The organism is Carboxydocella sporoproducens DSM 16521, from assembly GCF_900167165.1.
Lineage (GTDB): Bacteria > Bacillota.
Genome location: NZ_FUXM01000018.1, coordinates 1 through 19315, shown reverse-complemented (window position 1 = coordinate 19315; position 19315 = coordinate 1). Strand labels below are relative to the sequence as shown.

Genomic DNA, 19315 nt, shown 5'->3' with positions numbered 1-19315 from the left:
CCCGAAGGCTCTAATTGTAGGTTAATTTTTATATCTGTACTTTACAGAGGTATTGTTTCCGTTAAGCGGCTCAACTTCGATTGCAATAATATCTCTTGGAAGTTCATTTAAGATTGATAAAATTACTATTTGTTTAATTCCTGTATCTTTTGAAATTTGCTGAATAGTTTTTGCTTCTCCTACGCTTTTAAGATAATTTATTATCTTTTCTTTTTCTGTCATTTTCCCCACCTCCTGCTTTTAAGCATTCGGTGGATTTATGTTAATTCCTGCATTGTTTCAACAAGTTTCTGCATTTCCTCTGCTATGGTCTTGAGTATTACTGCCGGTGGTACGCCCTCCATCTTTTCGGCAATTATGGCCGGTAATTGTTTTGCTGTTTCCAGAATTTCTGCCGGATCCAAAATCGATCACTCCTTAACTCGAGCCGTCCAATCGCCGCAACTGACAACATATCGCCCGCAGTGTATCACAACGTTCCGCTTGGCATAATCCCAAGTGTTTTTATCTCCAATGCTGTATAAATATGCAGCCTTTACTGCTTCGCATGGAGGAAGCATGAAATATAAAACCTCGCCAGTTGCAAGGTTAAGTACTGCTGTTTCTAAAATTTCAGCTGGGTTCACTGCTTACCCTCCTCAGGCAAACGCCAGGCCATTATCTTTAAGTACCTGGTATAAACAGCTTGCCAAAGCCGTTATCTGCCTGTGGTCAAGACCTAATTCGTATTCCAAGTTTATCTTTTCGATTATCTCATGCAACAACGTTACTTCTTTGTGATCATCCGGCTGCACCCCATCAATGACTATTCTCCCCTTTATATGATCACATTCTCCAAATCTGTCATTAGAAGCAGCTAGTCTATCATCCAGGATTACATCCAGGTATAATCCCCCGATTTTGATTTTGTTTGGCAATTTCATGTTATCACCTCAATAAGTCTTAAATAAAACAAAACCAGCACCCTTTTTTACTCTAAATAATAGACCGGCCTCTAATGAGACCGGTCCAGGAAAGGGGGCAGAAAAGAATGACAGGACATGCAGGCTGCCGCCCTTGCGGCGGCTTCGCTTCGCTAGTTTAATTATAAATTATTTGTACCCCTTTCATGCTCCGAAAAAACTCTAAGCTAATACCAGCCCAGTCGCTCAGCAACTCCATAGACAAAACCAGTTCGATATGCATAAAAAGTGCTTTCTGCTACAGGAATCATGTCTGCCATTTCCCTTACTGACATATCAAATCGGTTCCGCCCTTTCATCTTGGCCACAAGTTCCTCTGGCGGTTGCCAGTCTATCGCAAGTCCATACTTCACCCAAATTGCATGGCGTACTTCTTCTTTGGTTTTTGTGTATACATCCGCTATCGCTCTGGTTATTCGTTCCATCTCCCGCAACAATATGCTGTCCGCCAGCTTTGTTGCTCGGCGTTCTACTTTGCTTGAAGCATACCCACCGCCAACAACAGCTCCAAGTTCGTCTTGTCCTCCGGCCAGGATAATATCTTTTCTGAGCTCCTCAATAGCTTTTAGCGTATCGTAGTAGGCATATATTTCTGCTTCTACATGCCTGTACGTTGCCCTCTTCATCTTCAACACTCCCACCCCTTTCATCTAGTTTGCCGCTCCGGTTACTACCTCCGTGACCACTTGTTCTTTGCTTTTACCCAAGACTGTTAACAATTCCAGAACAGCTGCAGGATCGATAAAGGTTAGCTTGACTGGTGGCTTTCCAGGATTCTTGATATTTACCACCCAAATCGGTTCCCGTTTATCGCATTCGCAGGCTTTGGTTTCTGTCATCGGTTCCCCCTCCTTTTCTTGCGGCTTTTCCTGGACCTCTTTTTTGGGCACCACCTTGCCCTGCTCTCTGTCCCAGTCATAGCCATTGTGGCGCAGGTGGTACATAATGGTCGCATAAGTTTTCCCAATCTCCTGCGACAATCTATACGGGTTCCCTGCCTTATGTATTGCAGCAATCAAGTCATCCACGTTTTTGAATAATCCCATAACGGGCCTTACATCCTGTGGCACAGCGCCAGCCCCCCTATTCAACTTCTCGTTCTCTGCCTCAATTAGTTCAACTAATGGAATCGGCGGAATTTCCTCCGGTTCCGTCACAGGAATTATCTCCCCGGTCCGCCTGTAATGTTCCACGTCCATAAAATACCTTTTGCAGGGAAAAAGGTTGTCCATCCTTAAACCACCCTCCGGCAATCCAGGCAACACCTCAAATCCAAGTCCGGGTAATCCTTTAGTTCTCGTCCTCCGCAAAACGGGCAATACCCCTCATAGCGATACATTCCAGGCATTGTTCCTGGGCTTTTTTGTCCATTCGGATTGTTGCTAATATCCAACCCATCATAAATGCCATTGGCAAGCCCAATGCTGTTAGCCACATTGTTCCACCTCCTCAACCTTCCATATCCGGACTTCTGCCCGTTCCTCGCCTTTATCGCAGAGCCGCTTGATAACTCTGCCGTCCACTATCTGCCTATCATCCTTGTAAGCCACTTTGTTTAGCGCATCGGTTATAGCTTTCCCGTAATTGTCCCAGTCACCAGCTTTTTTGTCAGCAAGGTGGATGATAATCTCCACCGCAACTGGACCATTAATCCGCCTAACCCCGGCCCTGACTGCGTACCATGCCACTGCCTCCTTATAGGCCAGATATTGCTGAGCTCGTTCCTTCACGAATTTGCCTCTTTGCGTCATCCGGACGGCCGGCACTGGTCGGCCGGGGACAACAAATTCAAAGACCTCTTTCCCGCAACTCATCATAAATCCTCCTGAGTCGTCTTATCTGCAACTCCATCGCAATTACCGGGAGAGCAAGTACAACCAATCCAGCTATGTATGCTGCCAATAAGCCTTTCGTCATCCAGCTGCCCTCCTCTTTCTGGTTTTCAGGCGACGCGCCTTCCTCTCTTCCCAAGCCCTTTTTATTTCGTCAAGTATTTTTTCTTCCTGGACCATCTTTATCCGTTCTATCAGTTTCCACTCTTCAGGGGTATAGCTGCGGAAATATGCCGGTTCCGGGTCCCGGCTAACCAGTACCCCTTGCTTTATATCAACCACCTTGAGTGGATTTTCAAACAGGTCCTGAAACCTTTTCAGCTTGCTCCTATGCTCTTTTGCGATTCTATCGCGATTCGGCTGGTTCCCCCCATTGGACCAGGGGGATTTCTTTTTTGTCATCAGATACACCTCCGGTTAGTTAGAATAAACTCAGTTGCTGCATAGTTTCTTGCATCGGCACCTCATCGTAAACTTCAAGCCACTCTACATGCACATCATAAAAGGCATTTTGTGCACTCTGGACAAGTAGATCATTCGGAGTGATTTGCACAAAAGCGTAGTAGAAATTATCAGTGCCTTCAGTGCCTATTGCATTAACACTAAACAGTAGTATCTCATCAATCCTGCCTTCGTACCGTAAATACCACCCGTCCTTCATTTCAAAGCTGGAGCGCTTCTTGTGCCCCAGCCGTTTTACATACTGGCCAGGATGAAGTGTTTTATCGCCAAGTTCAATCGGTACTCTCTGGATTTGGTCACCTTCTTCCACCTTCGCATACATTGCGCCGCGCCCAAAATATATTTGCATGCTCACCGCCTCCTGTAAGGCTGTATTGGAGGCCCCGTGCTGGTTCGAACAGCCGCCCTGGCTTGTGCTACACCAGGTCACTCCTACTGGCAGGGCCTTGTTAAGATCGAAGTAGTCTTTGTTTTTTATGTAATACTCGTACTCCAACTCGTGCCTTATTTCTTCAACAATCTTTTCATAAAGCGCCTTGGCTTTGGATAATGGCAGCTCATGTTTTTTGGCTATATGCTTTATTACAGTACCTTTACGAATGAATTTGTTCTTTAGCTTGATGATGTCGGTTCTTACTTGGTCTTCGAGAGTCTCAAATAAAGTAAGCTGTTTTAGTGGTGGCTCCTTTCTTGGGCTTTTTATTAAGTGTGAAAACGGTCCTTCAGGTAAAACCGGCCCATCATATTTCAGCTTCCACACTTATTACACCGCCTCTTTCCTCCGCATTCTCAACAAACACTCATAGTGTCCAAACATATCCCGGCATCCGTGTTGGGTATAACTTATCTCGCCGCTGGGCTTTTGATATTTTCTCTGCTCAATTTGTAAAAACACTTCTGTTGCGGGTTTACCACAAACTTCACAGGGGCCAAACTTAATACTGCTTGCACCCAGGGATTTAATTCGATAGCGGAAGTCACCAACATATTCCCAGTCCATAGTAACTTTACCTACCTTGGTAAGGGAAATCGAAGTACTATCCAGTACCTTACCCAGTCTATCCATCTCATCTCATCCAGTTCTAACCTCGCACGTAAGCCTTCAATAAGCTTCAAGTAAAGCCACCAATGAAGTTTATTTAACAACTCGCACATTATGAAACCCCCTAAAACGGAATGTCCTTTAGGCTTCTTTTTCCCACCGGAGTTTAACCTGCAAAGGATGTAAATCTACTCTTGGCCTGTTCTTTCTGCTCCAGCTTCCTCCTCCAGTTTCCCCTATGCACTTCCAACCTACTGCCCGAAGGCTTGCCCCACTTTCCTCAGGCAAAGTGTAGGTGATAAGCTTCTTATAGCCAAGTGCTTTAGCTGCCCGCCAAGCCGCACCCAAGAGCATTGAGTTAGCATTTTTGGTTCCGTCAGTACAGGTTCTGGTTACCTCCAGTGTCCAGCCATCGTCCAGATGACGGGCAATCGGTCTGCCCACAATTGCTACCCCCACGATTTTTTCTTTTTCCATGTCGGCTACTGCCAAGCAGAATTTGTATCCCTGCGGAGGTTGGTGATGCCGATGATGTTGCCTGATAAAGGCATTGGCCTCATCGAGCGTGCAGGGAACTATTATAAGCCTTGGTTGTCGGTTCATGTTAGCACCACCAACCTAACCCTGGTTTTTGCTAAAATATTGCATGGGTTGATGAAATCGGTTTCCCGTTCACCAGCCTGGTTCTTAAAAGGCCGATCTACCGCTAGAGTAAATCTGGCCACCGCTTTACCGGTATTGGTATACCTCAGCTCAGGATCCCTGGTCAGGCGTCCAATGAGAATGATTCTGTTTAGCAATCTATTCACTCCTTGCTCAGACTATCTTCCTGTAGTCCTCGTAATTCATATGCACACCTCGGCACATTTCGAATATCCTGGAAGTTATCGCTTCAGCGGTTTCCAGGTTATCTTTTACCGTAAGACGAGCAGTGAGCTTTTCAATGTCATAATTACTCGTGATCAATATTGGCTTGTTTTTCTCATACCTTGAGTTGATGATGTAATATAACTTTTCCACTGCCCATTCTGTCGGCCTCTCTTTGCCCAGGTCATCAATAATTAGCAGGTCGCAATTTATGTACTTGTTAATGACCTGCTCCTCATTCTCCCTGGCATAATCGTCATCATACGTTGCCTTAATCTTTTCAAGCAGGTTAATCATCGTGCCAAATATAGGCTGATATCCTTGCAGTATAAGTTCATGGCAAATAGCAGCCGCCAGATGGGTTTTCCCCGTTCCATAACTGCCAGTAAAAATAAGTCCTAATCCCTGCTTTTTGTATTTTTCGAATTCTTTCGCGTACTTTAAGGCTATCTCATAGGCTTGTTTATTCTTGGTTGTTACTTGAAAGTTTTCAAACTTCCTCGTCATGAATCTTTCGCCCAGTTTACTTTCTTTCAAGAGCCTGGCTATTTTCTCCTGGTAAGCCCGTTCTTTCTCTTCCTGTGCGCGCCTTAACATCTCTTTCTTCTGCTCTTCTTCGTATTTACGCCAATACTCCTGGGCATCTTTACAGTTACATCGTGCATGCCCCCGATAATACCAGCGCGGCCCAAAAACTCGCAAGAACATCCCAACCGGTTCAAGCTCTGCCTGACAAAACTGGCAGATTTCGTTTTTAATATCTGGCACTTTTGCTCCCAATTCTGCGGCCTGAGACAAGGGTACATTTTCAATCAAGGCCTCTTGCGTAGAATCGCTGGACGTCCCCGGAAACAATATTTCCCCGATCCGCTGCATTGGCCACTTTACCCCCTTTGCTCTTGTCTTGGTAATCCCTCAAGTATCCCTTAACAGCATCTGCAGTAGTTAGCCCGTTACTGTGCCAGTTAATCAGGACCTTTTCAATGTACCTGATGTTCCTGGCATTTGATTTTACCGCCTCCTGAATGGCCATTTCTACCACATCCGGCTCAACACGGTTAAGCCACTCCAATAGCACCTGAGCTTCAAAAGGCGTGATGAGGTGCACGTTATCCTCGAATACTTTCCGCAGTTTCTGGAAGCCCTTTCCATCGGCCGCCTTATTATCATCATCTTCATCATCATCTTCTTGTTTATGTTTTTGTTTTAGTTTTAGTTTATATATGGCTGGAGGTTCTACTGGAGGTTGTACTGGAGGTTTTACTGGAGGTTTTACTGGAGGTTCTACTGGAAATATTCCAGCCTTAGTGTTATTGACTGGAATATTTCCATCCTTTTCTCCAGTTAAATCAATGATTTTATACTTTGTTGGCTCACCTTTTTTGTTCCCGCTCTTAAAATCAATAAGCCCTTTTTGTTTAAGTTCATTTCTTGCTCTGATTAATGTTTTTTCGTCTATCCCTATAAGTCCGCAGAGGGACTGATTGGTCCGCTGGAACCATGCCGTCCATCCGCATCTGTTGTTTATCATGAGCAATGTATGATAAAGCGAACTTGCGGATACAGACAGCTTGTTCTCTTGCAGCCAATCGTATAGGGCATTAAGCTGTTTAATGTAGTTCATAAGGGCTTCACCGCCATGTAGGTATTTTCAGAATCTGCCCAGGGTAAATTATCGGTTCCAACGGCTTTCCATCCTGGCTGTTAGCCTCACATATAATGTCTACACCTTCCAATACATCCCGTTGATCAGGATAAAACCTTTTTGAAATTGCCCAGAGCGTATCACCAGGTGCCACAATGTAGGTCGTATAACTTTTTTCGCTTGCCGAGGTATAATTTGCATAAAAACTGTATAAACTTAGTATCAGGGAGACTATGACCAAAATTGCGACTAAATTTAAGCGATACTTTTTCCGTCGTCTCCACATCTTTCTTCCCCCAGTTCCCTGGCCGCCTGTCTGATCTGGGCCAGTGTGGCATCCCCTTTCGCATAAGCGGTCAGCATGTAAGTGTTAACCATTACATCCAGGGCCGCATTTGCAGCCAGAACATCTGGGTGCTGTACAGTTCCATATTTGTTGACCAGTCTCTCAACCTTTTTGCGCTGCTTTGCGATCGCAATCAATGGATGCATTTCTATCCCTTCCCCTCTTTTTTTAGGACCGGCGGGACTAGCCCGCCGGTTTTAGTTATCTACCAGCCGTAGACAAAACACTTGTAGTTTCTATTTCAATCTTCCGCGGAATATAGAACTCCCGATTCAAACCGCTCACTTTTTGCGTCCACTCTGAGTCTCCTGCCTCGGATTCTGCTCTGGCGATCTTCCATAACTGCACATCCAATAGATCTGCATTATGGAGAATCACCGCTTCTTTAGTTTTAGGCTCAACCGGACTACCCCATTCAAGCTTGCCGTGGTGGCTGACAATTAAATGAAGCAGCTGGTTTGCTGTTTCATTATCCAGTTCCAGAATCAACTCAGCCAGCATCATTAATTCCAAACCAATATGTCCTACTAAACGTCCTTCAGATGTCATTGCTATTGTGCAACCACTTTTCCAGTCATACTCCCGAATCTTTCCTAAGTCATGCAAAAGAGCTCCGGCAATTAACAAATCTTTGTTTGCATCTTCAGGAGCAATTTTCAATGCCTGTTTCACTACACCGATAGTGTGTTCTGCTAAACCTCCAAGATAATTATGGTGATGGTTTACTGCACCTGGTGCAGTAAAAAAGTCGTCCCAATATCCTTGTAAGCAAGCATGCACCATCTGTTTTATTCCAGTATGGTTAATCATATTTACATAATTTTTAATTTGAAATTCAGCCGATTCTCTCGAAAGCGGGCTAACAGGAATAAATTTTTTTGGGTCCACTCCATCCTTTGGCTCACTCGGACGCCATCTCAAAATAATCAACTGTGGATTGCCCTGATATTGTTCTACTGTGGCTTCTACCTTGATGACAGAGTTTTCTTTAGGCGGAGCGCCGACAAAGTCCCATTGCTTTGCCGCCATTTCTGTTTCCCCGTCAGAAAGTATGCAATTAAGGTAAGTACTTCCTTTAGTAGTTGTTCCAATATTTGCTCTCTTGACCGCCAAGAATTCAATAAAAGTTTGTCCTACGGCATATTCTTTTAACATTATTGTCCCACCTCTCCGGTTCCGGTCGGCTGCAGCTCTGGTGATTCTGCTGGAGCGTCAATTATCACATTAGAGATATCATTGATGCCACTGGTAAGATCCTGGTCACGCTTAATACTTTCATCAGCAGATTCAACTTGCGTCATAATTTCTACACTGATGGGCAACCATTTCCAGGCACTTCTTACTACCGTCTTCTTGCCCATCTCAATGTAATCAGTTACCCATGGACCATTATCTGCAGCTTTGGACCGCGCCCGGTGATTATCAACCTGCTGTTTGGTCATATAGTGGAAGTGGCAACCACCATCTTTAAATTTTGCAACCATGTAAAATCCGCGGATATCTCCAGGACCGTCAAATTGACCGTCAGTTCGCATATGCCAAGGTATATGCACCAGTTTCTCTTCAAGGCCATATTGGAGTTCAAAATAATCGTTAGTATAAACTTCATGCGCATAGATAGATTGAATATTGCCGGATCGACGGGCTAGATCAATCATGCCTCTATAGCCTATTACAAACTGGGCTTCTTTCCCGTATGGTATGATATAACAATGTCCTAATAGCCCGGGCTCCAATCCTAACTGGGCAGCTTGCATTATGGCTCCCATCAAGCTGGGCAGTTCACATTGCAATAGCTTGGGTGTTAACCTGATTGTGGTTAATGCTACCCTTGCCAGTCTATCCGGGTTCATATGCTTAGGTAATGCCCTGGCTATTTCCGGGCCCATTTTTTTAAGATATTCAGCTATTGTAGTAGCAGGATTTTGCCCTTTGGGTGCTACGGCAGCTTTTTCCGCCAATCTCTCTTTCAGATTACTCATGCCCTTTATCCCCCTTTACTTGATACTGAATCTTCTCATAACACTCTCCGTGCAATACTGGCTATAAATATCTGGCATTTCAGCTTTTAATCTCTTGGTATCCAGACGTGCACTGGTGACGGTTTTCCATGTCACTTTTCTCTTACCGATAAATCCTACCTCATAATCTCCAAGCATTGCCTTAAGTTTATTGGCCGCTGCCTCTTTCCGTTCAGCAGCCGCTTTTTCTTCCGCTGCAGCTTCTTCATACTCTGTGATCAGTTTTTCTGCATCCGGTGGTAATTCGATCCGGCTGTCAGGCAATGAGTTCGGATAAAGTATATCCAATAAGTCAGCAGAAGCCTGAGAGCCATCCATTTCCGGAGGAGTTCTGCTTTCTACCAATTTCCAAAAGTCCGATTCAATCTTAATCAGATACTGGATAATCTCTTCATCCCGCGGAACCAGTTTGTATTGAAATTTATTGCCGCCTATTAAAACAGCTATATAAGCATATTGCAGTCCAGTTACCGCCAAATAGTGCTGTACCTGTATAAGATAGTGATCAGGTATCTTGTCGCCTTCCCAGTCACCTTTGTTGTATTCCCCAGTAGTCTTGCATTCAAGAATCCCGTTGCCATGTTTTTTATCGATAATTAAGCGGTCAATATTACCAATCATGAATGGATATTCTGGGTGCTGCAAGATAGCATTTTTACGCTGAACCTTCAGCCCTGTCCGCAGGCTAAATTCCTTAGCAATGATATCTTCGAGAATACTTCCCCAGTAGGCTGCCTCACTTGATTCTTCAGGCTCAATCTGGCCAGTTTTCTCAAGCCAAACGGTTACTGGAGACTTCCACTTGTTTAGACCAGCAATGGCAGCAGCATCACTGCCGCCGATACCTCGTTTTCTATATTCCAGCCACTGATCGCGATCAATTTCCTTTGTTTTAGCCAAACAGTGGGCAATCATTCTAGTACCCCCTTCATTGCATAATCTTCTAATTCTGTGATATAATTAAGTTGGGTATTTAGGTTTGCCGGCTGTTCATCAGCTGGCTTTTCTTTTTTGGAGAGTATGCAAGCCATATCACCCCCTCCAACCTACCAGTTCGGCAACAAAATCCACCAGAAGATTATCTTCCTGGCCCTCTTGTTTCTTCACTTCCCCTTTAAACAGCTTTTTGTAGCAGGTTTTGCCATAGCCCAGCTTGATTGATTTTTCGTCCTTAAGCGTACGCCCGCAAGCACCGCATTTCATTGCTGTCCTCCTCCTTTGGTCCACCAAACTCAATTACATAGTATGGTTTTTGCTGATAGAAAATGGTTCTGACCTGGACCCGATTGTACTCTTTGCGATATTCCTCAGTACGCGGCCAGTGCCGCCTCATTTTTTCTTAAGTAGCCTTTTTGCCAACATTTATTGTTATGCTGCTGTATAAGTTCGCTAACATCGCACCATTCGCCAAGCGAAATTTTGAGTGTTTCAATATTGTGTTCTACATCTAAAAATTCATGAAGGCACTCTATGAATTCATCCCATTCTGCTGGCAAAAAATCTTCCCGGCCGTTTTTGTTTACAAGTATCTCCAGCATTCTGTGAAGCACAGCCTCTGCTTCTTTCATTTCACTAATGAGCTTTAGCATTATCGATGCCGGATCTAGATTTACTCCAGTTAACATGACATAGCTGTATTTCTGTCCAATAGCACAATGACGTTTACAATATTCCTGCGTTAGCCAGGGTATTCTTAAATACTTACTGATTATCATGACCACATCTGGAGGAGGTACCTGCTTTCCTGTCTCGTAAGACTCAATAGTACGAGGACTTAAGCCTACCTTCCGTCCTAACTCTGTCCTGGTAACTTTTCTCTCCTTTCTAACCCGTTCTATTGCGGTACCTATATGCATTTTGTGCACCTCCTTTCCGAAAAAAGTTAGGAGTTGCTTTATTGCTTTTGTAGAGCTAATTTTATAAGCTATATTTGGACACAGCCAGATACATCAGATGCAGATTCGATTGTAAAGCTGGCAAATTTATTTCCTTTTAGCCTTTCGTTCTAGCATCAAATTGCTTGTATTAAACTCGTATTTTGCAAACTCCCGCCTCTGCCGGCCTCGCTTCCGGCGCTTACTTAAATGATGTACTTTATCAGGTACCTGACTGCGGTGGCCAGTGTAGTTGCGTCAACCGGGTTGTCCAGCTCCAGATACTCCATGATGTCCCCTGCAGTACAGTCAGCTCTTACAATCCCGCAGCGGCTGAAATTCGGCACCGACACCAGGTAGCCTTTATGAGTCTCCGCAAGGTACACGTCTAACCTTGTACCCCGCCCGCTGACAATGAAGCTGTTGCCCATCCTCTCAATCCGCACTGGCCAGCTCTCTTCTTTTCGCTGTGCCACTATGTTAGCTAACAGCTCTCTCTGATTAGCCATAATCTGCTCAATCAGCAACACTTTTACGTCTTTCATGTTTATCCCTCCTAACTAAACGGCTTTGGTCAAGTTTAATATTTGCTGTTTAACCTCTCGGGTTGAAAACTCGTAATATACAAGAATCTTTTTATCGTTGGCAGTAACAACTATACCTTCGGATACTTTCTCTGTAATCGAATTAGGGTAATATGTTTTCAAAAACTCGTTAACCGCATTGTCCGCTTCGCGTACCATTCTTAGTACTATTTTGGCTATGGTATCGTATGCTGGAGCAGTGATCTCATTGTAGGGGACAATCACTCTCCCTCACCTCCTATCCCGCCTTGGGCTTTTGTTCATCAAGTAGCTCCGCAACCGATACACCTAAGGCCTTGGCAAGTTTGTCTAATATGGTCAGTGTCGGTTGTTTACATCCAGCTTCAAGTTCACTGATATATGCCTGCGACACACCAGACAGTTCTGCTAATCGTGTCTGACTTAATCCAAGAGCTTTTCTGATAGCCTTTAGTCTTGCATTAAACACGATATCACCTCCTCTATCTACAATATATCGCTATTGCTTTGCATTGTCAATAACTTTTGCGATTGTTTCCATAAAAAAATTTATATGTTATCATAGCTATAGCGATAACTTTAAAGGGGGCTATATTATTGGATATATCAGAAAGAATCGTCCATTTAAGAACTATGCGTAATATAAGCCAATATAAGCTCGCCAAAATATCTGGGATATCCCAAGCTGGGTTAAGTGATATAGAGCTTGGCAAGAAACAACCGACTGTTCAGACACTTGATAAAATACTAAAGGCACTTAATGTTTCTTGGGCCGAATTCTTTTCCGAAGAAACTCCGGACATGCCTCCGGATCTGCGGCAGTTACTCCAGGAGGCCGAATCCTTAACTCCTGAGCAAAGACAGCTATTGACTGCTTTCCTCAAAAGTCTGAAAGGAGAATGATTATGGAAAAGAAGATAGACATGCTGCTTGATTACGTTGCACAAATTACCCAGGAACTTACGGATATCAAGAACACCCAACAGCAGCACTCTCAACAACTGGCTGCAATGCAACATTCTATTGCTCGCATTGAAAATGAATATGGGGAAAAGATTACCGCCCTATTCGATGGTTACTCTATGCGCGGTGACCAAATTGCCCGCCTGCAAGAACATCTTGATGAACGCCTGGATGCTATTCAAACTGACTTGTCCTATATCGTCAGCAAAATTGCCCAGCATGAGAGAAAGTTTGTACGGCTTAATGCAAAAGGTTAAATGAAAGGAGAATGATTATTGCCTAGACTCGATGCCAAAGAGGATTGCCACAGCGGCAAGCCGTCTGAGCCCAATTTACAAAAACCCTTGACTCGTTTAAGAGGATTGTCACTCGTCGCTATCCCGCCTTGGGCTTTTGTTCTGCATGATTGACAGTATCGTCAAAAAAAATTTCCTCTACTTTACAGCCAAGGGCATTTGCTATCTTTAGCATAAGTTTCCCGCTAACATTATATTTCCCGTTTTCCAGATCGGACAAATATGGTCTGCTTATTTTTAATATGCTCGCCAATTCCTCTTGCGTCATGCCAAGCGCCTTTCGCTTTAAGGCAATTAAATTCCTCATCAACTACACCCCCTCTCATTCGTTCTGCATTCCTTACATGTAAAGCATAACATACATTAATTTAGGCTGTCAAGTATGTTTTACAAAAAAAATTACAATTTACGTATGGTATGTCTTACATTCATGTTAAAATGTACATGGAGTGATTTTATGGATAAATTAGGAGAATACATAAGAAACAAAAGAAAAGAGCGAGGGCTTTCTCTGCGCGAATGCGCTCGGATGTGTGATATAAGCCATTCATACCTCGACAGTTTGGAGAAAGGCAAAGATCCGCGAACAAATAAGCCAGTGTCACCCACAATCGACACCTTAAAAAAAATATCCAAAGGGCTTGGAGTGCCAATAAATGAGTTGCTAGAAGCTGCAGATATAAAAACCGACCCCAACCATCTTGGCCGCACCGATGAAATGGAAGCGATTGAGGAGGCAACTGCTCGCGCTGAAAAGATGATTGCCGATGCCGTTGCGGACGACCCGGAGCTGCTGGAGTTCTGGCAAGAGTTAACCAAGCGCGATGATCTGCAATTGCTCTTCAAACAGGTCAGAGATTTACCTCCGGTTACAATCAAACGAATCATCCGTTATATCAAGATGGTTGAGGATGAGGAAGCTGATGAATAATTAACCCGCTACTTGTTAAACAAGTGGCGGGTTTCGTGCTATTTACAGTATTCGACACTTTTCAACAAAAGGTGACAGCATCATGGTTGATTTAAGAGAGATTAGCGATTTATTTACCAATGGCAAAGCAGTTTGCCATACTGTTCAGTTAGGACCGGGTGTTGCTGGCTTTGTCTATAAATCCCGGAAAGGGGTTTATCATATTTTTGTTAGCGAAGACCTATCCCCAGAAGGACGAAGGCATATCATCTTCCATGAGATTAACCATATCCTTAAAGATATGCCGGTCATCCCCTATGTAATCGGGGTCGATATGCAGCGATATTCAATAGAGAAAAGCGCAGAAAGATTTGCGAGAGAGGTTGGTCTGGTTTATTTTGTTGGGTCGGGATAGTTAAAGACAAAGTTTTCGAACAGCGATTTAGAGAAGTTTTTAGATTAAGATTGTTATTTTCTCATAAAGAAAGGAGATGTTTTCATGTCCTTTAAAGATGAGCTTTTTAAACTTAGTATGCAGATTTCTGAACGTAAGCAACATGTTGCAAATGAAGAAACAACCAAGCATTCATTAATTATCCCTTTTATTCAGGTTTTAGGTTTTGATGTTTTTAATCCGTTAGAAGTTAAACCCGAATATACAGCCGATTTTGGGAAAAAGAAAGGTGAAAAAGTTGATTATGCAATATTTAAAAACGGTCAACCAATCATTTTTATAGAAGCGAAATCCATCAGTGAACGACTTGAAAATCATGATGCTCAACTTAGTCGTTATTTTAATTCTACTCCAGAAGTAAAAATAGCAATTTTAACCAATGGAATTAAATATAAATTTTTTACAGATTTGAATCAGAATAATGTAATGGACAGTACTCCCTTTTATGAATTTGATATTGAACATATTCGGGACGTGGATGTTGAAACGATAAGCAAATTTCGTAAGGATGCTTTTGATCAAGAAGGCCTGGTTCGGTTCGCCGAGGAACTTGTATATATGGCCAACCTTAACAGCAACTTAAAAGAATTATTTAAAAATCCATCAGATGAATTTGTTCGTTTCCTGATTAAGGATTTTAGCGAAACCAGAATAACTAGTAATGTAATAGAACGTTTTAAACCAATCGTTAAAAAAGCCATTCAATCTACCCTTGTAGAAATTATAAGTCAAGGTATCCTCAAAAGCGATGAATATGACAACACTGTGCCCCCATCCGATTCCGAAAACCCCGAAAATACCGAAACCCAACCTGGTCAAGAAATAAATGAAAAGAAATCGATAGTCACTACAGAAGAAGAACTATTCGTTTTTGAAAAAGTGAAGGAATACTTATCGATTGCTGGAAAAGATATAAGTCAAATTAATTTTAAAGACACTATAAACTATTTAGGCATCTATTACAAAAATATTTATGGATGGTTCCTGCGTATTAATCTGAGTTCATCTATCAAATATATTACGTCCCGCTTGCCTGTAAACATAGCCAGCGAACTAGCCAAAGGTTTTACTGTCGAACCTGCTCCAAAGGGCATGGGAGAATCGAGAGTAATTATTAATTCTGCAGAAGATATTAAACAGCTTAAAGATTTTGTAATTAAAAGTTTTGAGATTATATCAGAAGAATAAAAATCATAAAAGATAAATACGAACACAAACCAGTTGAAGAAATTAAAAAAGCAATCGAAGAATTACATAGTGGTTTTGTCAATTGGACTTTTGACCCTCCAGCTGAAGAATACTGGGAAAGCAAAAGAAGAAACGCAATGTAATAAACGAAGCCTAGAATGGCGGCACCATAATTTGTAGCGGAATAGATATTTATATTGTGTTTTGTATACAAAAAAATATTTTAGTAAATGGAGCTGATCACAAATGTACCTTTTTTTAGGAGGTTTAGGTGTTCTGATTTTTTGCATTTCTTTAATAAAAGCAGTCTCACAAAGAAAATCTCGTATTCGCTTTTATTTTTGGGCAATTTTAAACTTTATTGGTGTAACACTAGTTGTTATTGCATTATCAATGAATTACGATCCATCAGTTCAGCCAGCTCAACAAATACAACACGAGCAATTACAAAAACAAAATAATGCCGAAGCCAAGAAGTTATTAAATAAACTGAATAAGTATCTTTATGAGAATTTCGGTGGTGCTGGAAACACTAAATATCAAGTATGGTGGTATAGATTAATCAAAGAAATAAGCTTGGCTATTACCGATGATGGCAAAGTGGTTGTAGGTGTCGATACCGATATATACCCAGACGCAGAAGGAGAAAGATTAGCAAAGCTAATTGGAAATGTAGTTTTAACAAATGACAAAGTCAATATAAATAGGGTTTCAGTATATGGTCAAAATAATAGTTTGTTGTTTGAAAGTTCAAAATATTAGTTGTTTTTAAATGGTTTTATGCTGCCCCTATCTAGTAAAATTTATTAACCTTTTTGGTAAATAATTATTTGACAGGTGAATCGAATGTATATATACTTTAAACAAAAGAAGCTGCAAAAAATAAGCTGTTCTGAGCGCAAAATAATTAAGTCCTTTGGGGAAAAGATTGGACAAAAATTAATGCAGAGACTCTCTGAGCTAAAAGCTGCAAAAGATTTGTCTGAAATTAGTCACCTTCCCCCACAACGTTTGCATTTACTATCAGGAGATAGGGCAAATCATTTTTCTGTGGATCTTACCGCAAATTACCGGTTGATTTTTACCTCACCTGAAATCACCGAAGCACTCAATCCTGACGGAACCCTGGATAAAGCTAAAATAAAAACGGTTATTATTATTGAGGTGGTTGATTATCATGACTAATAAATATTATGAGTTCACGCCAGATTATGCAGTACCACCTGGAGCCACGATACTCGAGTTACTAGAACACCTAAACATCACCCAAGCTCAACTTGCCGAAAGAACCGGAAGGCCCAAAAAAACAATTAATGAAATAATTAAAGGCAAAACCGCTATAACTCCAGAAACCGCACTTCAATTTGAAAAAGTTTTAGGTATTTCCGCTAATTATCTTTTACGATTAGAAGCAAACTATCAAGAGACTTTAGCCCGAATAAAAGAAAAAAAGTCTCTAGAACAAAATATCGAATGGCTAAAAAACTTCCCCATAAAAGAAATGATAAAAAATAAATGGATTCGGGAGTGCAAAGATAAGGTTGAACAATTGGATGAACTTTTGAAATTTTTTGGTGTATCTTCTGTTGATGCCTGGGATAGCATATGGAGGAAATACCAAGTCTTGTTTCGTAAATCTAATATTGCTAAAACCAATCCTTATGCTATTGCCTCATGGTTACGTCGTGGTGAAATAGAGGCGAATAATATCGATTGTTTGCCTTACAATAAAGATAAATTCAAAGAAGTTCTTTTTGATATTAAAAACTTAACTACAACATCGCCAGAAGTATTTGTTCCCCAAATGCAAATGCTTTGTGCCAAAGCTGGTGTTGCAGTGGTTTTTGTTAAGGAATTCAAGGGAGTTCCTGTTAGTGGAGCAACTAAATGGCTTTCATCTGAGAAAGCATTGATACAACTAAGTTTAAGATATAAATACAATGACCATTTATGGTTTTCTTTTTATCATGAAGCAGGCCATATACTCCTTCACGACAAAAAATCGCTTTTTTTGGAAACAAATGAAACTTCAGAAACAAATAAAGAAAAAGAGGCAGATAGGTTTGCAGCAAATTTTCTAATCCCCCAAAGAGATTATATTGAGTTCATAAAAAAATTCGATTCTAGAAATATAAGTCGAAATGCCGTTATAAGCTTTGCAAATAAGTTGAGGATTGCCCCAGGAATCGTGGTCGGTAGACTTCAGCATGATAGACTTATACCTTATTCTTACTTAAATGATTTAAAAGTAAAATATTGCTGGACAGATGAAAAATAAATTCAAAGCGACCTAGGCGCTTTTTTCTTTCGGTATTTTATCGAACATTTGTTTAAAATATAATCTCATGGCAAATGAATATAAATGGCAAATAGTAGTTGAAACAAAGTAGAAAAGGAAAAATAATGGTGGTGGTCAAAAAGTGAAAAAAGTCGGTATTTATATTCGCGTTAGTACGCAGGAACAAGCCGAAGAAGGTTATTCTATCCAGGCCCAAAAAGACCGCCTTATTAGCTATTGCAAGGCTAAAGACTGGAACATTGTAGATATCTATGTTGATGGCGGTTATTCCGGTTCTAACCTTGACCGTCCTGGCATTCAGAAGTTAATTGAGGATGTTAATAATGGAAAATTGGAAGTTGTTTTGGTCTACAAACTAGATCGTTTAAGCCGTGCTCAAAAGGATACCCTTTACCTGATAGAGGATGTCTTTCTGAAGAATAATGTGGATTTTGTTTCCATGAATGAAAGCTTTGATACTTCTACCCCTTTCGGGAGAGCCATGATTGGTATCCTCTCCGTTTTTGCGCAGCTTGAAAGGGAAACCATCAAAGAGCGTTCCCTGATGGGCAGAATTGAAAGGGCAAAAGAAGGGCTTTTTCATGGAGGCGGCTATGCTCCCATTGGGTATGATTATATAGATGGAAAGTTATTAATCAATGAATATGAAGCTATGCAAGTCCGCAAGGTATATGACCTTTATTTGGCTGGTAACGGGGCAGATAAAATAGCCAAGATTATGCACGATAAAGGCTACAAACATAAGTATGGCGATTGGAGTTATACTTCCTCCGTGAGAAATGTTTTAGATAATCCGATCTACATTGGGAAAATAACCTATTGCGGCCTTGTCTGCGACGGCCTTCATGAGCCGATTATCTCCCAGGAAGTTTTTGAAAGAGTACAGGCTATGCGTGAAAGAAAAAGGCGCTCTTATAAAAGAGTGTACGAAAGTAATTCTCTGCTTGCCGGCTTGATTTTTTGCGGGAATTGTGGAGCTCGGTATTTTGTTAGATATATTTCCGGTAAATATAAATATTATGCCTGCTATTCCCGTGCCAAAAACCATAGACACATGATTAAAGACCCAAACTGCAAAAATAAAAGCTGGCACATTCCTGAATTAGACAAGATGGTACAAGACGAAGTCCTTAAACTTGCTTTTGATAGAAAACACCTGGAAAAGCTTCTGAAACGGAAACAAGAACAAAACAGCCCCGCTACCGAAAATACCGAAATGATCCAAAAACAAATTACCAGCATTAATAAACAAATTGGTCGCCTTATGGATCTATATCAAATTGAAAGTATGCCAGTAGAAGAAATAAGTAAAAGGATTGAAGATCTCTACAACAAAAAGAAAGCCCTAGAAAAGCAATTACCAGACTCAAAGCTTAATCCCAAAGTAGTCGATCAGTTTACTCTTGATGGCGTAAATGCAATTCTGGATAATATCAAGTTGGCATGGGAATATGCCGGTATGGAAGAACGCAGGAACATTCTTCGTAGTCTAATTGACCGTATTCTCATTTATGATGATAAAATAAAAATAGAGTGGAGCTTCATCTAGCTCCACTTCTTCCTTTTTAGGCAACAACAACACTCCACATGT

At 41.6% G+C, this 19315-nt stretch carries 34 protein-coding genes and 1 pseudogene; 9 read left to right on the top strand and 26 right to left on the bottom strand.

Annotated elements, in window-relative coordinates; all coding sequences use genetic code 11:
- Nucleotides 1-21: 21 nt before the first annotated feature.
- The 25 genes and pseudogenes from B5D20_RS07890 to B5D20_RS07785 form a co-directional block, all read right to left on the bottom strand.
- A complete protein-coding gene (locus B5D20_RS07890; protein WP_078665691.1) occupies nucleotides 22-222 on the bottom strand; it encodes a hypothetical protein in 201 nt (66 codons plus the stop codon).
- Nucleotides 223-257: 35 nt separating this feature from the next.
- On the bottom strand, nucleotides 258-404 hold the full coding sequence (locus B5D20_RS13885) for a hypothetical protein (RefSeq protein WP_159071965.1): 147 nt from the start codon (nucleotides 402-404) through the stop codon (nucleotides 258-260).
- 6 nt (nucleotides 405-410) lie between these two features.
- Nucleotides 411-626: a hypothetical protein gene (locus B5D20_RS07885; protein ID WP_078665690.1), complete on the bottom strand. Its 216-nt coding sequence runs from the start codon at nucleotides 624-626 to the stop codon at nucleotides 411-413.
- Nucleotides 627-638: 12 nt separating this feature from the next.
- Nucleotides 639-923, bottom strand: coding sequence for a hypothetical protein (locus B5D20_RS07880; protein ID WP_078665689.1), 285 nt, complete (start codon nucleotides 921-923; stop codon nucleotides 639-641).
- A 206-nt stretch (nucleotides 924-1129) separates the two neighbouring features.
- The gene (locus B5D20_RS07875) at nucleotides 1130-1588 is read right to left on the bottom strand and encodes a hypothetical protein (protein WP_159071966.1); all 459 of its coding nucleotides are present in this window, start codon (nucleotides 1586-1588) and stop codon (nucleotides 1130-1132) included.
- A 24-nt stretch (nucleotides 1589-1612) separates the two neighbouring features.
- Nucleotides 1613-2194, bottom strand: a complete 582-nt coding sequence (locus B5D20_RS07870; RefSeq protein WP_078665687.1) for a hypothetical protein — start codon at nucleotides 2192-2194, stop codon at nucleotides 1613-1615.
- A gap of 58 nt (nucleotides 2195-2252) precedes the next feature.
- Complete coding sequence (locus B5D20_RS13880) at nucleotides 2253-2399, bottom strand: hypothetical protein (RefSeq protein ID WP_159071967.1); 147 nt, start codon at nucleotides 2397-2399, stop codon at nucleotides 2253-2255.
- The gene (locus B5D20_RS07865) at nucleotides 2390-2776 is read right to left on the bottom strand and encodes a RusA family crossover junction endodeoxyribonuclease (protein ID WP_159071968.1); all 387 of its coding nucleotides are present in this window, start codon (nucleotides 2774-2776) and stop codon (nucleotides 2390-2392) included. The genes B5D20_RS13880 and B5D20_RS07865 overlap by 10 nt, the downstream gene beginning before the upstream one ends.
- Nucleotides 2751-2879 carry a hypothetical protein gene (locus B5D20_RS14205; RefSeq protein WP_278308372.1) on the bottom strand — a complete coding sequence of 43 codons (129 nt, stop codon included), beginning with the start codon at nucleotides 2877-2879 and terminating at the stop codon, nucleotides 2751-2753. Before B5D20_RS14205 ends, B5D20_RS07865 begins: the two co-directional genes overlap by 26 nt.
- Nucleotides 2876-3196: a hypothetical protein gene (locus tag B5D20_RS07860; RefSeq protein WP_078665685.1), complete on the bottom strand. Its 321-nt coding sequence runs from the start codon at nucleotides 3194-3196 to the stop codon at nucleotides 2876-2878. The genes B5D20_RS14205 and B5D20_RS07860 overlap by 4 nt, the downstream gene beginning before the upstream one ends.
- A gap of 19 nt (nucleotides 3197-3215) precedes the next feature.
- On the bottom strand, nucleotides 3216-4016 hold the full coding sequence (locus tag B5D20_RS07855; RefSeq protein WP_078665684.1) for a hypothetical protein: 801 nt from the start codon (nucleotides 4014-4016) through the stop codon (nucleotides 3216-3218).
- 3 nt (nucleotides 4017-4019) lie between these two features.
- Nucleotides 4020-4322: a hypothetical protein gene (locus tag B5D20_RS07850; RefSeq protein WP_078665683.1), complete on the bottom strand. Its 303-nt coding sequence runs from the start codon at nucleotides 4320-4322 to the stop codon at nucleotides 4020-4022.
- Nucleotides 4323-4439: 117 nt separating this feature from the next.
- Entirely contained in the window at nucleotides 4440-4901 is a 462-nt protein-coding gene (locus B5D20_RS07845; protein WP_078665682.1) for an XF1762 family protein, read from the bottom strand.
- Nucleotides 4902-4948: 47 nt separating this feature from the next.
- Nucleotides 4949-5098: pseudogene (gene ssb, locus B5D20_RS07840) on the bottom strand (single-stranded DNA-binding protein); the annotation flags it as partial.
- Nucleotides 5099-5114: 16 nt separating this feature from the next.
- The gene (locus B5D20_RS07835) at nucleotides 5115-6041 is read right to left on the bottom strand and encodes an ATP-binding protein (protein WP_078665681.1); all 927 of its coding nucleotides are present in this window, start codon (nucleotides 6039-6041) and stop codon (nucleotides 5115-5117) included.
- The gene (locus B5D20_RS07830; RefSeq protein WP_078665680.1) at nucleotides 5974-6789 is read right to left on the bottom strand and encodes a DnaD domain protein; all 816 of its coding nucleotides are present in this window, start codon (nucleotides 6787-6789) and stop codon (nucleotides 5974-5976) included. The genes B5D20_RS07835 and B5D20_RS07830 overlap by 68 nt, the downstream gene beginning before the upstream one ends.
- Before the next feature lie 276 nt (nucleotides 6790-7065).
- Entirely contained in the window at nucleotides 7066-7302 is a 237-nt protein-coding gene (locus B5D20_RS07820) for a hypothetical protein (RefSeq protein ID WP_078665678.1), read from the bottom strand.
- 55 nt (nucleotides 7303-7357) lie between these two features.
- A complete protein-coding gene (locus B5D20_RS07815) occupies nucleotides 7358-8311 on the bottom strand; it encodes a 3'-5' exoribonuclease YhaM family protein (RefSeq protein WP_078665677.1) in 954 nt (317 codons plus the stop codon).
- On the bottom strand, nucleotides 8311-9138 hold the full coding sequence (gene recT, locus B5D20_RS07810) for a recombination protein RecT (protein WP_078665676.1): 828 nt from the start codon (nucleotides 9136-9138) through the stop codon (nucleotides 8311-8313). Before recT ends, B5D20_RS07815 begins: the two co-directional genes overlap by 1 nt.
- Before the next feature lie 15 nt (nucleotides 9139-9153).
- Nucleotides 9154-10092, bottom strand: a complete 939-nt coding sequence (locus B5D20_RS07805) for a YqaJ viral recombinase family nuclease (protein WP_078665675.1) — start codon at nucleotides 10090-10092, stop codon at nucleotides 9154-9156.
- A gap of 117 nt (nucleotides 10093-10209) precedes the next feature.
- Entirely contained in the window at nucleotides 10210-10380 is a 171-nt protein-coding gene (locus B5D20_RS13875; RefSeq protein WP_159071969.1) for a DUF6011 domain-containing protein, read from the bottom strand.
- A 104-nt stretch (nucleotides 10381-10484) separates the two neighbouring features.
- The gene (locus B5D20_RS07800) at nucleotides 10485-11033 is read right to left on the bottom strand and encodes a helix-turn-helix domain-containing protein (RefSeq protein ID WP_078665674.1); all 549 of its coding nucleotides are present in this window, start codon (nucleotides 11031-11033) and stop codon (nucleotides 10485-10487) included.
- 224 nt (nucleotides 11034-11257) lie between these two features.
- Complete coding sequence (locus tag B5D20_RS07795; protein WP_078665673.1) at nucleotides 11258-11596, bottom strand: hypothetical protein; 339 nt, start codon at nucleotides 11594-11596, stop codon at nucleotides 11258-11260.
- Between the two features lie 15 nt (nucleotides 11597-11611).
- A complete protein-coding gene (locus tag B5D20_RS07790) occupies nucleotides 11612-11860 on the bottom strand; it encodes a hypothetical protein (RefSeq protein WP_078665672.1) in 249 nt (82 codons plus the stop codon).
- A gap of 13 nt (nucleotides 11861-11873) precedes the next feature.
- Entirely contained in the window at nucleotides 11874-12083 is a 210-nt protein-coding gene (locus B5D20_RS07785) for a helix-turn-helix domain-containing protein (protein ID WP_078665671.1), read from the bottom strand.
- A 128-nt stretch (nucleotides 12084-12211) separates the two neighbouring features.
- Here B5D20_RS07785 and B5D20_RS07780 point away from each other — a divergent pair, with 128 nt between their 5' ends.
- Both B5D20_RS07780 and B5D20_RS07775 read left to right on the top strand, forming a co-directional pair.
- Nucleotides 12212-12517 carry a helix-turn-helix domain-containing protein gene (locus B5D20_RS07780; protein ID WP_078665670.1) on the top strand — a complete coding sequence of 102 codons (306 nt, stop codon included), beginning with the start codon at nucleotides 12212-12214 and terminating at the stop codon, nucleotides 12515-12517.
- A 2-nt stretch (nucleotides 12518-12519) separates the two neighbouring features.
- Nucleotides 12520-12834, top strand: a complete 315-nt coding sequence (locus B5D20_RS07775) for a hypothetical protein (protein ID WP_078665669.1) — start codon at nucleotides 12520-12522, stop codon at nucleotides 12832-12834.
- 118 nt (nucleotides 12835-12952) lie between these two features.
- Here the strand turns inward: B5D20_RS07775 and B5D20_RS07770 are convergent, their stop codons facing one another.
- Entirely contained in the window at nucleotides 12953-13180 is a 228-nt protein-coding gene (locus B5D20_RS07770; protein ID WP_078665668.1) for a helix-turn-helix transcriptional regulator, read from the bottom strand.
- A 150-nt stretch (nucleotides 13181-13330) separates the two neighbouring features.
- Here B5D20_RS07770 and B5D20_RS07765 point away from each other — a divergent pair, with 150 nt between their 5' ends.
- The 7 genes from B5D20_RS07765 (at nucleotide 13331) to B5D20_RS07735 (ending at nucleotide 19273) form a co-directional block, all read left to right on the top strand.
- Nucleotides 13331-13804, top strand: coding sequence for a helix-turn-helix domain-containing protein (locus B5D20_RS07765; protein ID WP_078665667.1), 474 nt, complete (start codon nucleotides 13331-13333; stop codon nucleotides 13802-13804).
- 82 nt (nucleotides 13805-13886) lie between these two features.
- Nucleotides 13887-14198 (top strand): ImmA/IrrE family metallo-endopeptidase, encoded by a 312-nt coding sequence (locus tag B5D20_RS07760; RefSeq protein WP_078665666.1) that lies wholly within the window; start codon nucleotides 13887-13889, stop codon nucleotides 14196-14198.
- A gap of 84 nt (nucleotides 14199-14282) precedes the next feature.
- Nucleotides 14283-15425 carry a type I restriction endonuclease gene (locus B5D20_RS07755; RefSeq protein ID WP_078665665.1) on the top strand — a complete coding sequence of 381 codons (1143 nt, stop codon included), beginning with the start codon at nucleotides 14283-14285 and terminating at the stop codon, nucleotides 15423-15425.
- 246 nt (nucleotides 15426-15671) lie between these two features.
- Nucleotides 15672-16187: a hypothetical protein gene (locus tag B5D20_RS07750; protein ID WP_078665664.1), complete on the top strand. Its 516-nt coding sequence runs from the start codon at nucleotides 15672-15674 to the stop codon at nucleotides 16185-16187.
- 84 nt (nucleotides 16188-16271) lie between these two features.
- Nucleotides 16272-16610: a type II toxin-antitoxin system RelE/ParE family toxin gene (locus B5D20_RS07745; protein ID WP_078665663.1), complete on the top strand. Its 339-nt coding sequence runs from the start codon at nucleotides 16272-16274 to the stop codon at nucleotides 16608-16610.
- Entirely contained in the window at nucleotides 16603-17703 is a 1101-nt protein-coding gene (locus tag B5D20_RS07740) for a HigA family addiction module antitoxin (RefSeq protein WP_078665662.1), read from the top strand. Before B5D20_RS07745 ends, B5D20_RS07740 begins: the two co-directional genes overlap by 8 nt.
- Before the next feature lie 142 nt (nucleotides 17704-17845).
- Nucleotides 17846-19273: a recombinase family protein gene (locus B5D20_RS07735; RefSeq protein WP_078665661.1), complete on the top strand. Its 1428-nt coding sequence runs from the start codon at nucleotides 17846-17848 to the stop codon at nucleotides 19271-19273.
- Nucleotides 19274-19315: the final 42 nt, after the last annotated feature.

Excerpts from the sequence above, each read along its gene's own strand:
- B5D20_RS07800 (WP_078665674.1), bottom strand. The coding sequence starts at position 11,033 with ATGCATATAGGTACCGCAATAGAACGGGTTAGAAAGGAGAGAAAAGTT.
- B5D20_RS07815 (WP_078665677.1), bottom strand. The coding sequence starts at position 8,311 with ATGTTAAAAGAATATGCCGTAGGACAAACTTTTATTGAATTCTTGGCG.
- B5D20_RS07880 (WP_078665689.1), bottom strand. The coding sequence starts at position 923 with ATGAAATTGCCAAACAAAATCAAAATCGGGGGATTATACCTGGATGTA.
- B5D20_RS07820 (WP_078665678.1), bottom strand. The coding sequence starts at position 7,302 with ATGCATCCATTGATTGCGATCGCAAAGCAGCGCAAAAAGGTTGAGAGA.
- B5D20_RS07890 (WP_078665691.1), bottom strand. The coding sequence starts at position 222 with ATGACAGAAAAAGAAAAGATAATAAATTATCTTAAAAGCGTAGGAGAA.
- B5D20_RS07875 (WP_159071966.1), bottom strand. The coding sequence starts at position 1,588 with ATGAAGAGGGCAACGTACAGGCATGTAGAAGCAGAAATATATGCCTAC.
- B5D20_RS07845 (WP_078665682.1), bottom strand. The coding sequence starts at position 4,901 with ATGAACCGACAACCAAGGCTTATAATAGTTCCCTGCACGCTCGATGAG.
- B5D20_RS07860 (WP_078665685.1), bottom strand. The coding sequence starts at position 3,196 with ATGACAAAAAAGAAATCCCCCTGGTCCAATGGGGGGAACCAGCCGAAT.
- B5D20_RS07745 (WP_078665663.1), top strand. The coding sequence starts at position 16,272 with ATGTATATATACTTTAAACAAAAGAAGCTGCAAAAAATAAGCTGTTCT.
- recT (WP_078665676.1), bottom strand. The coding sequence starts at position 9,138 with ATGAGTAATCTGAAAGAGAGATTGGCGGAAAAAGCTGCCGTAGCACCC.
- B5D20_RS07765 (WP_078665667.1), top strand. The coding sequence starts at position 13,331 with ATGGATAAATTAGGAGAATACATAAGAAACAAAAGAAAAGAGCGAGGG.
- B5D20_RS14205 (WP_278308372.1), bottom strand. The coding sequence starts at position 2,879 with ATGACGAAAGGCTTATTGGCAGCATACATAGCTGGATTGGTTGTACTT.
- B5D20_RS07865 (WP_159071968.1), bottom strand. The coding sequence starts at position 2,776 with ATGAGTTGCGGGAAAGAGGTCTTTGAATTTGTTGTCCCCGGCCGACCA.
- B5D20_RS07870 (WP_078665687.1), bottom strand. The coding sequence starts at position 2,194 with ATGGACAACCTTTTTCCCTGCAAAAGGTATTTTATGGACGTGGAACAT.
- B5D20_RS07795 (WP_078665673.1), bottom strand. The coding sequence starts at position 11,596 with ATGAAAGACGTAAAAGTGTTGCTGATTGAGCAGATTATGGCTAATCAG.
- B5D20_RS07755 (WP_078665665.1), top strand. The coding sequence starts at position 14,283 with ATGTCCTTTAAAGATGAGCTTTTTAAACTTAGTATGCAGATTTCTGAA.
- B5D20_RS07835 (WP_078665681.1), bottom strand. The coding sequence starts at position 6,041 with ATGCAGCGGATCGGGGAAATATTGTTTCCGGGGACGTCCAGCGATTCT.
- B5D20_RS07740 (WP_078665662.1), top strand. The coding sequence starts at position 16,603 with ATGACTAATAAATATTATGAGTTCACGCCAGATTATGCAGTACCACCT.
- B5D20_RS07805 (WP_078665675.1), bottom strand. The coding sequence starts at position 10,092 with ATGATTGCCCACTGTTTGGCTAAAACAAAGGAAATTGATCGCGATCAG.
- B5D20_RS13875 (WP_159071969.1), bottom strand. The coding sequence starts at position 10,380 with ATGAAATGCGGTGCTTGCGGGCGTACGCTTAAGGACGAAAAATCAATC.
- B5D20_RS07830 (WP_078665680.1), bottom strand. The coding sequence starts at position 6,789 with ATGAACTACATTAAACAGCTTAATGCCCTATACGATTGGCTGCAAGAG.
- B5D20_RS07760 (WP_078665666.1), top strand. The coding sequence starts at position 13,887 with ATGGTTGATTTAAGAGAGATTAGCGATTTATTTACCAATGGCAAAGCA.
- B5D20_RS07750 (WP_078665664.1), top strand. The coding sequence starts at position 15,672 with ATGTACCTTTTTTTAGGAGGTTTAGGTGTTCTGATTTTTTGCATTTCT.
- B5D20_RS13880 (WP_159071967.1), bottom strand. The coding sequence starts at position 2,399 with ATGTGGCTAACAGCATTGGGCTTGCCAATGGCATTTATGATGGGTTGG.
- B5D20_RS07770 (WP_078665668.1), bottom strand. The coding sequence starts at position 13,180 with ATGAGGAATTTAATTGCCTTAAAGCGAAAGGCGCTTGGCATGACGCAA.
- B5D20_RS07850 (WP_078665683.1), bottom strand. The coding sequence starts at position 4,322 with ATGGATAGACTGGGTAAGGTACTGGATAGTACTTCGATTTCCCTTACC.
- B5D20_RS07775 (WP_078665669.1), top strand. The coding sequence starts at position 12,520 with ATGGAAAAGAAGATAGACATGCTGCTTGATTACGTTGCACAAATTACC.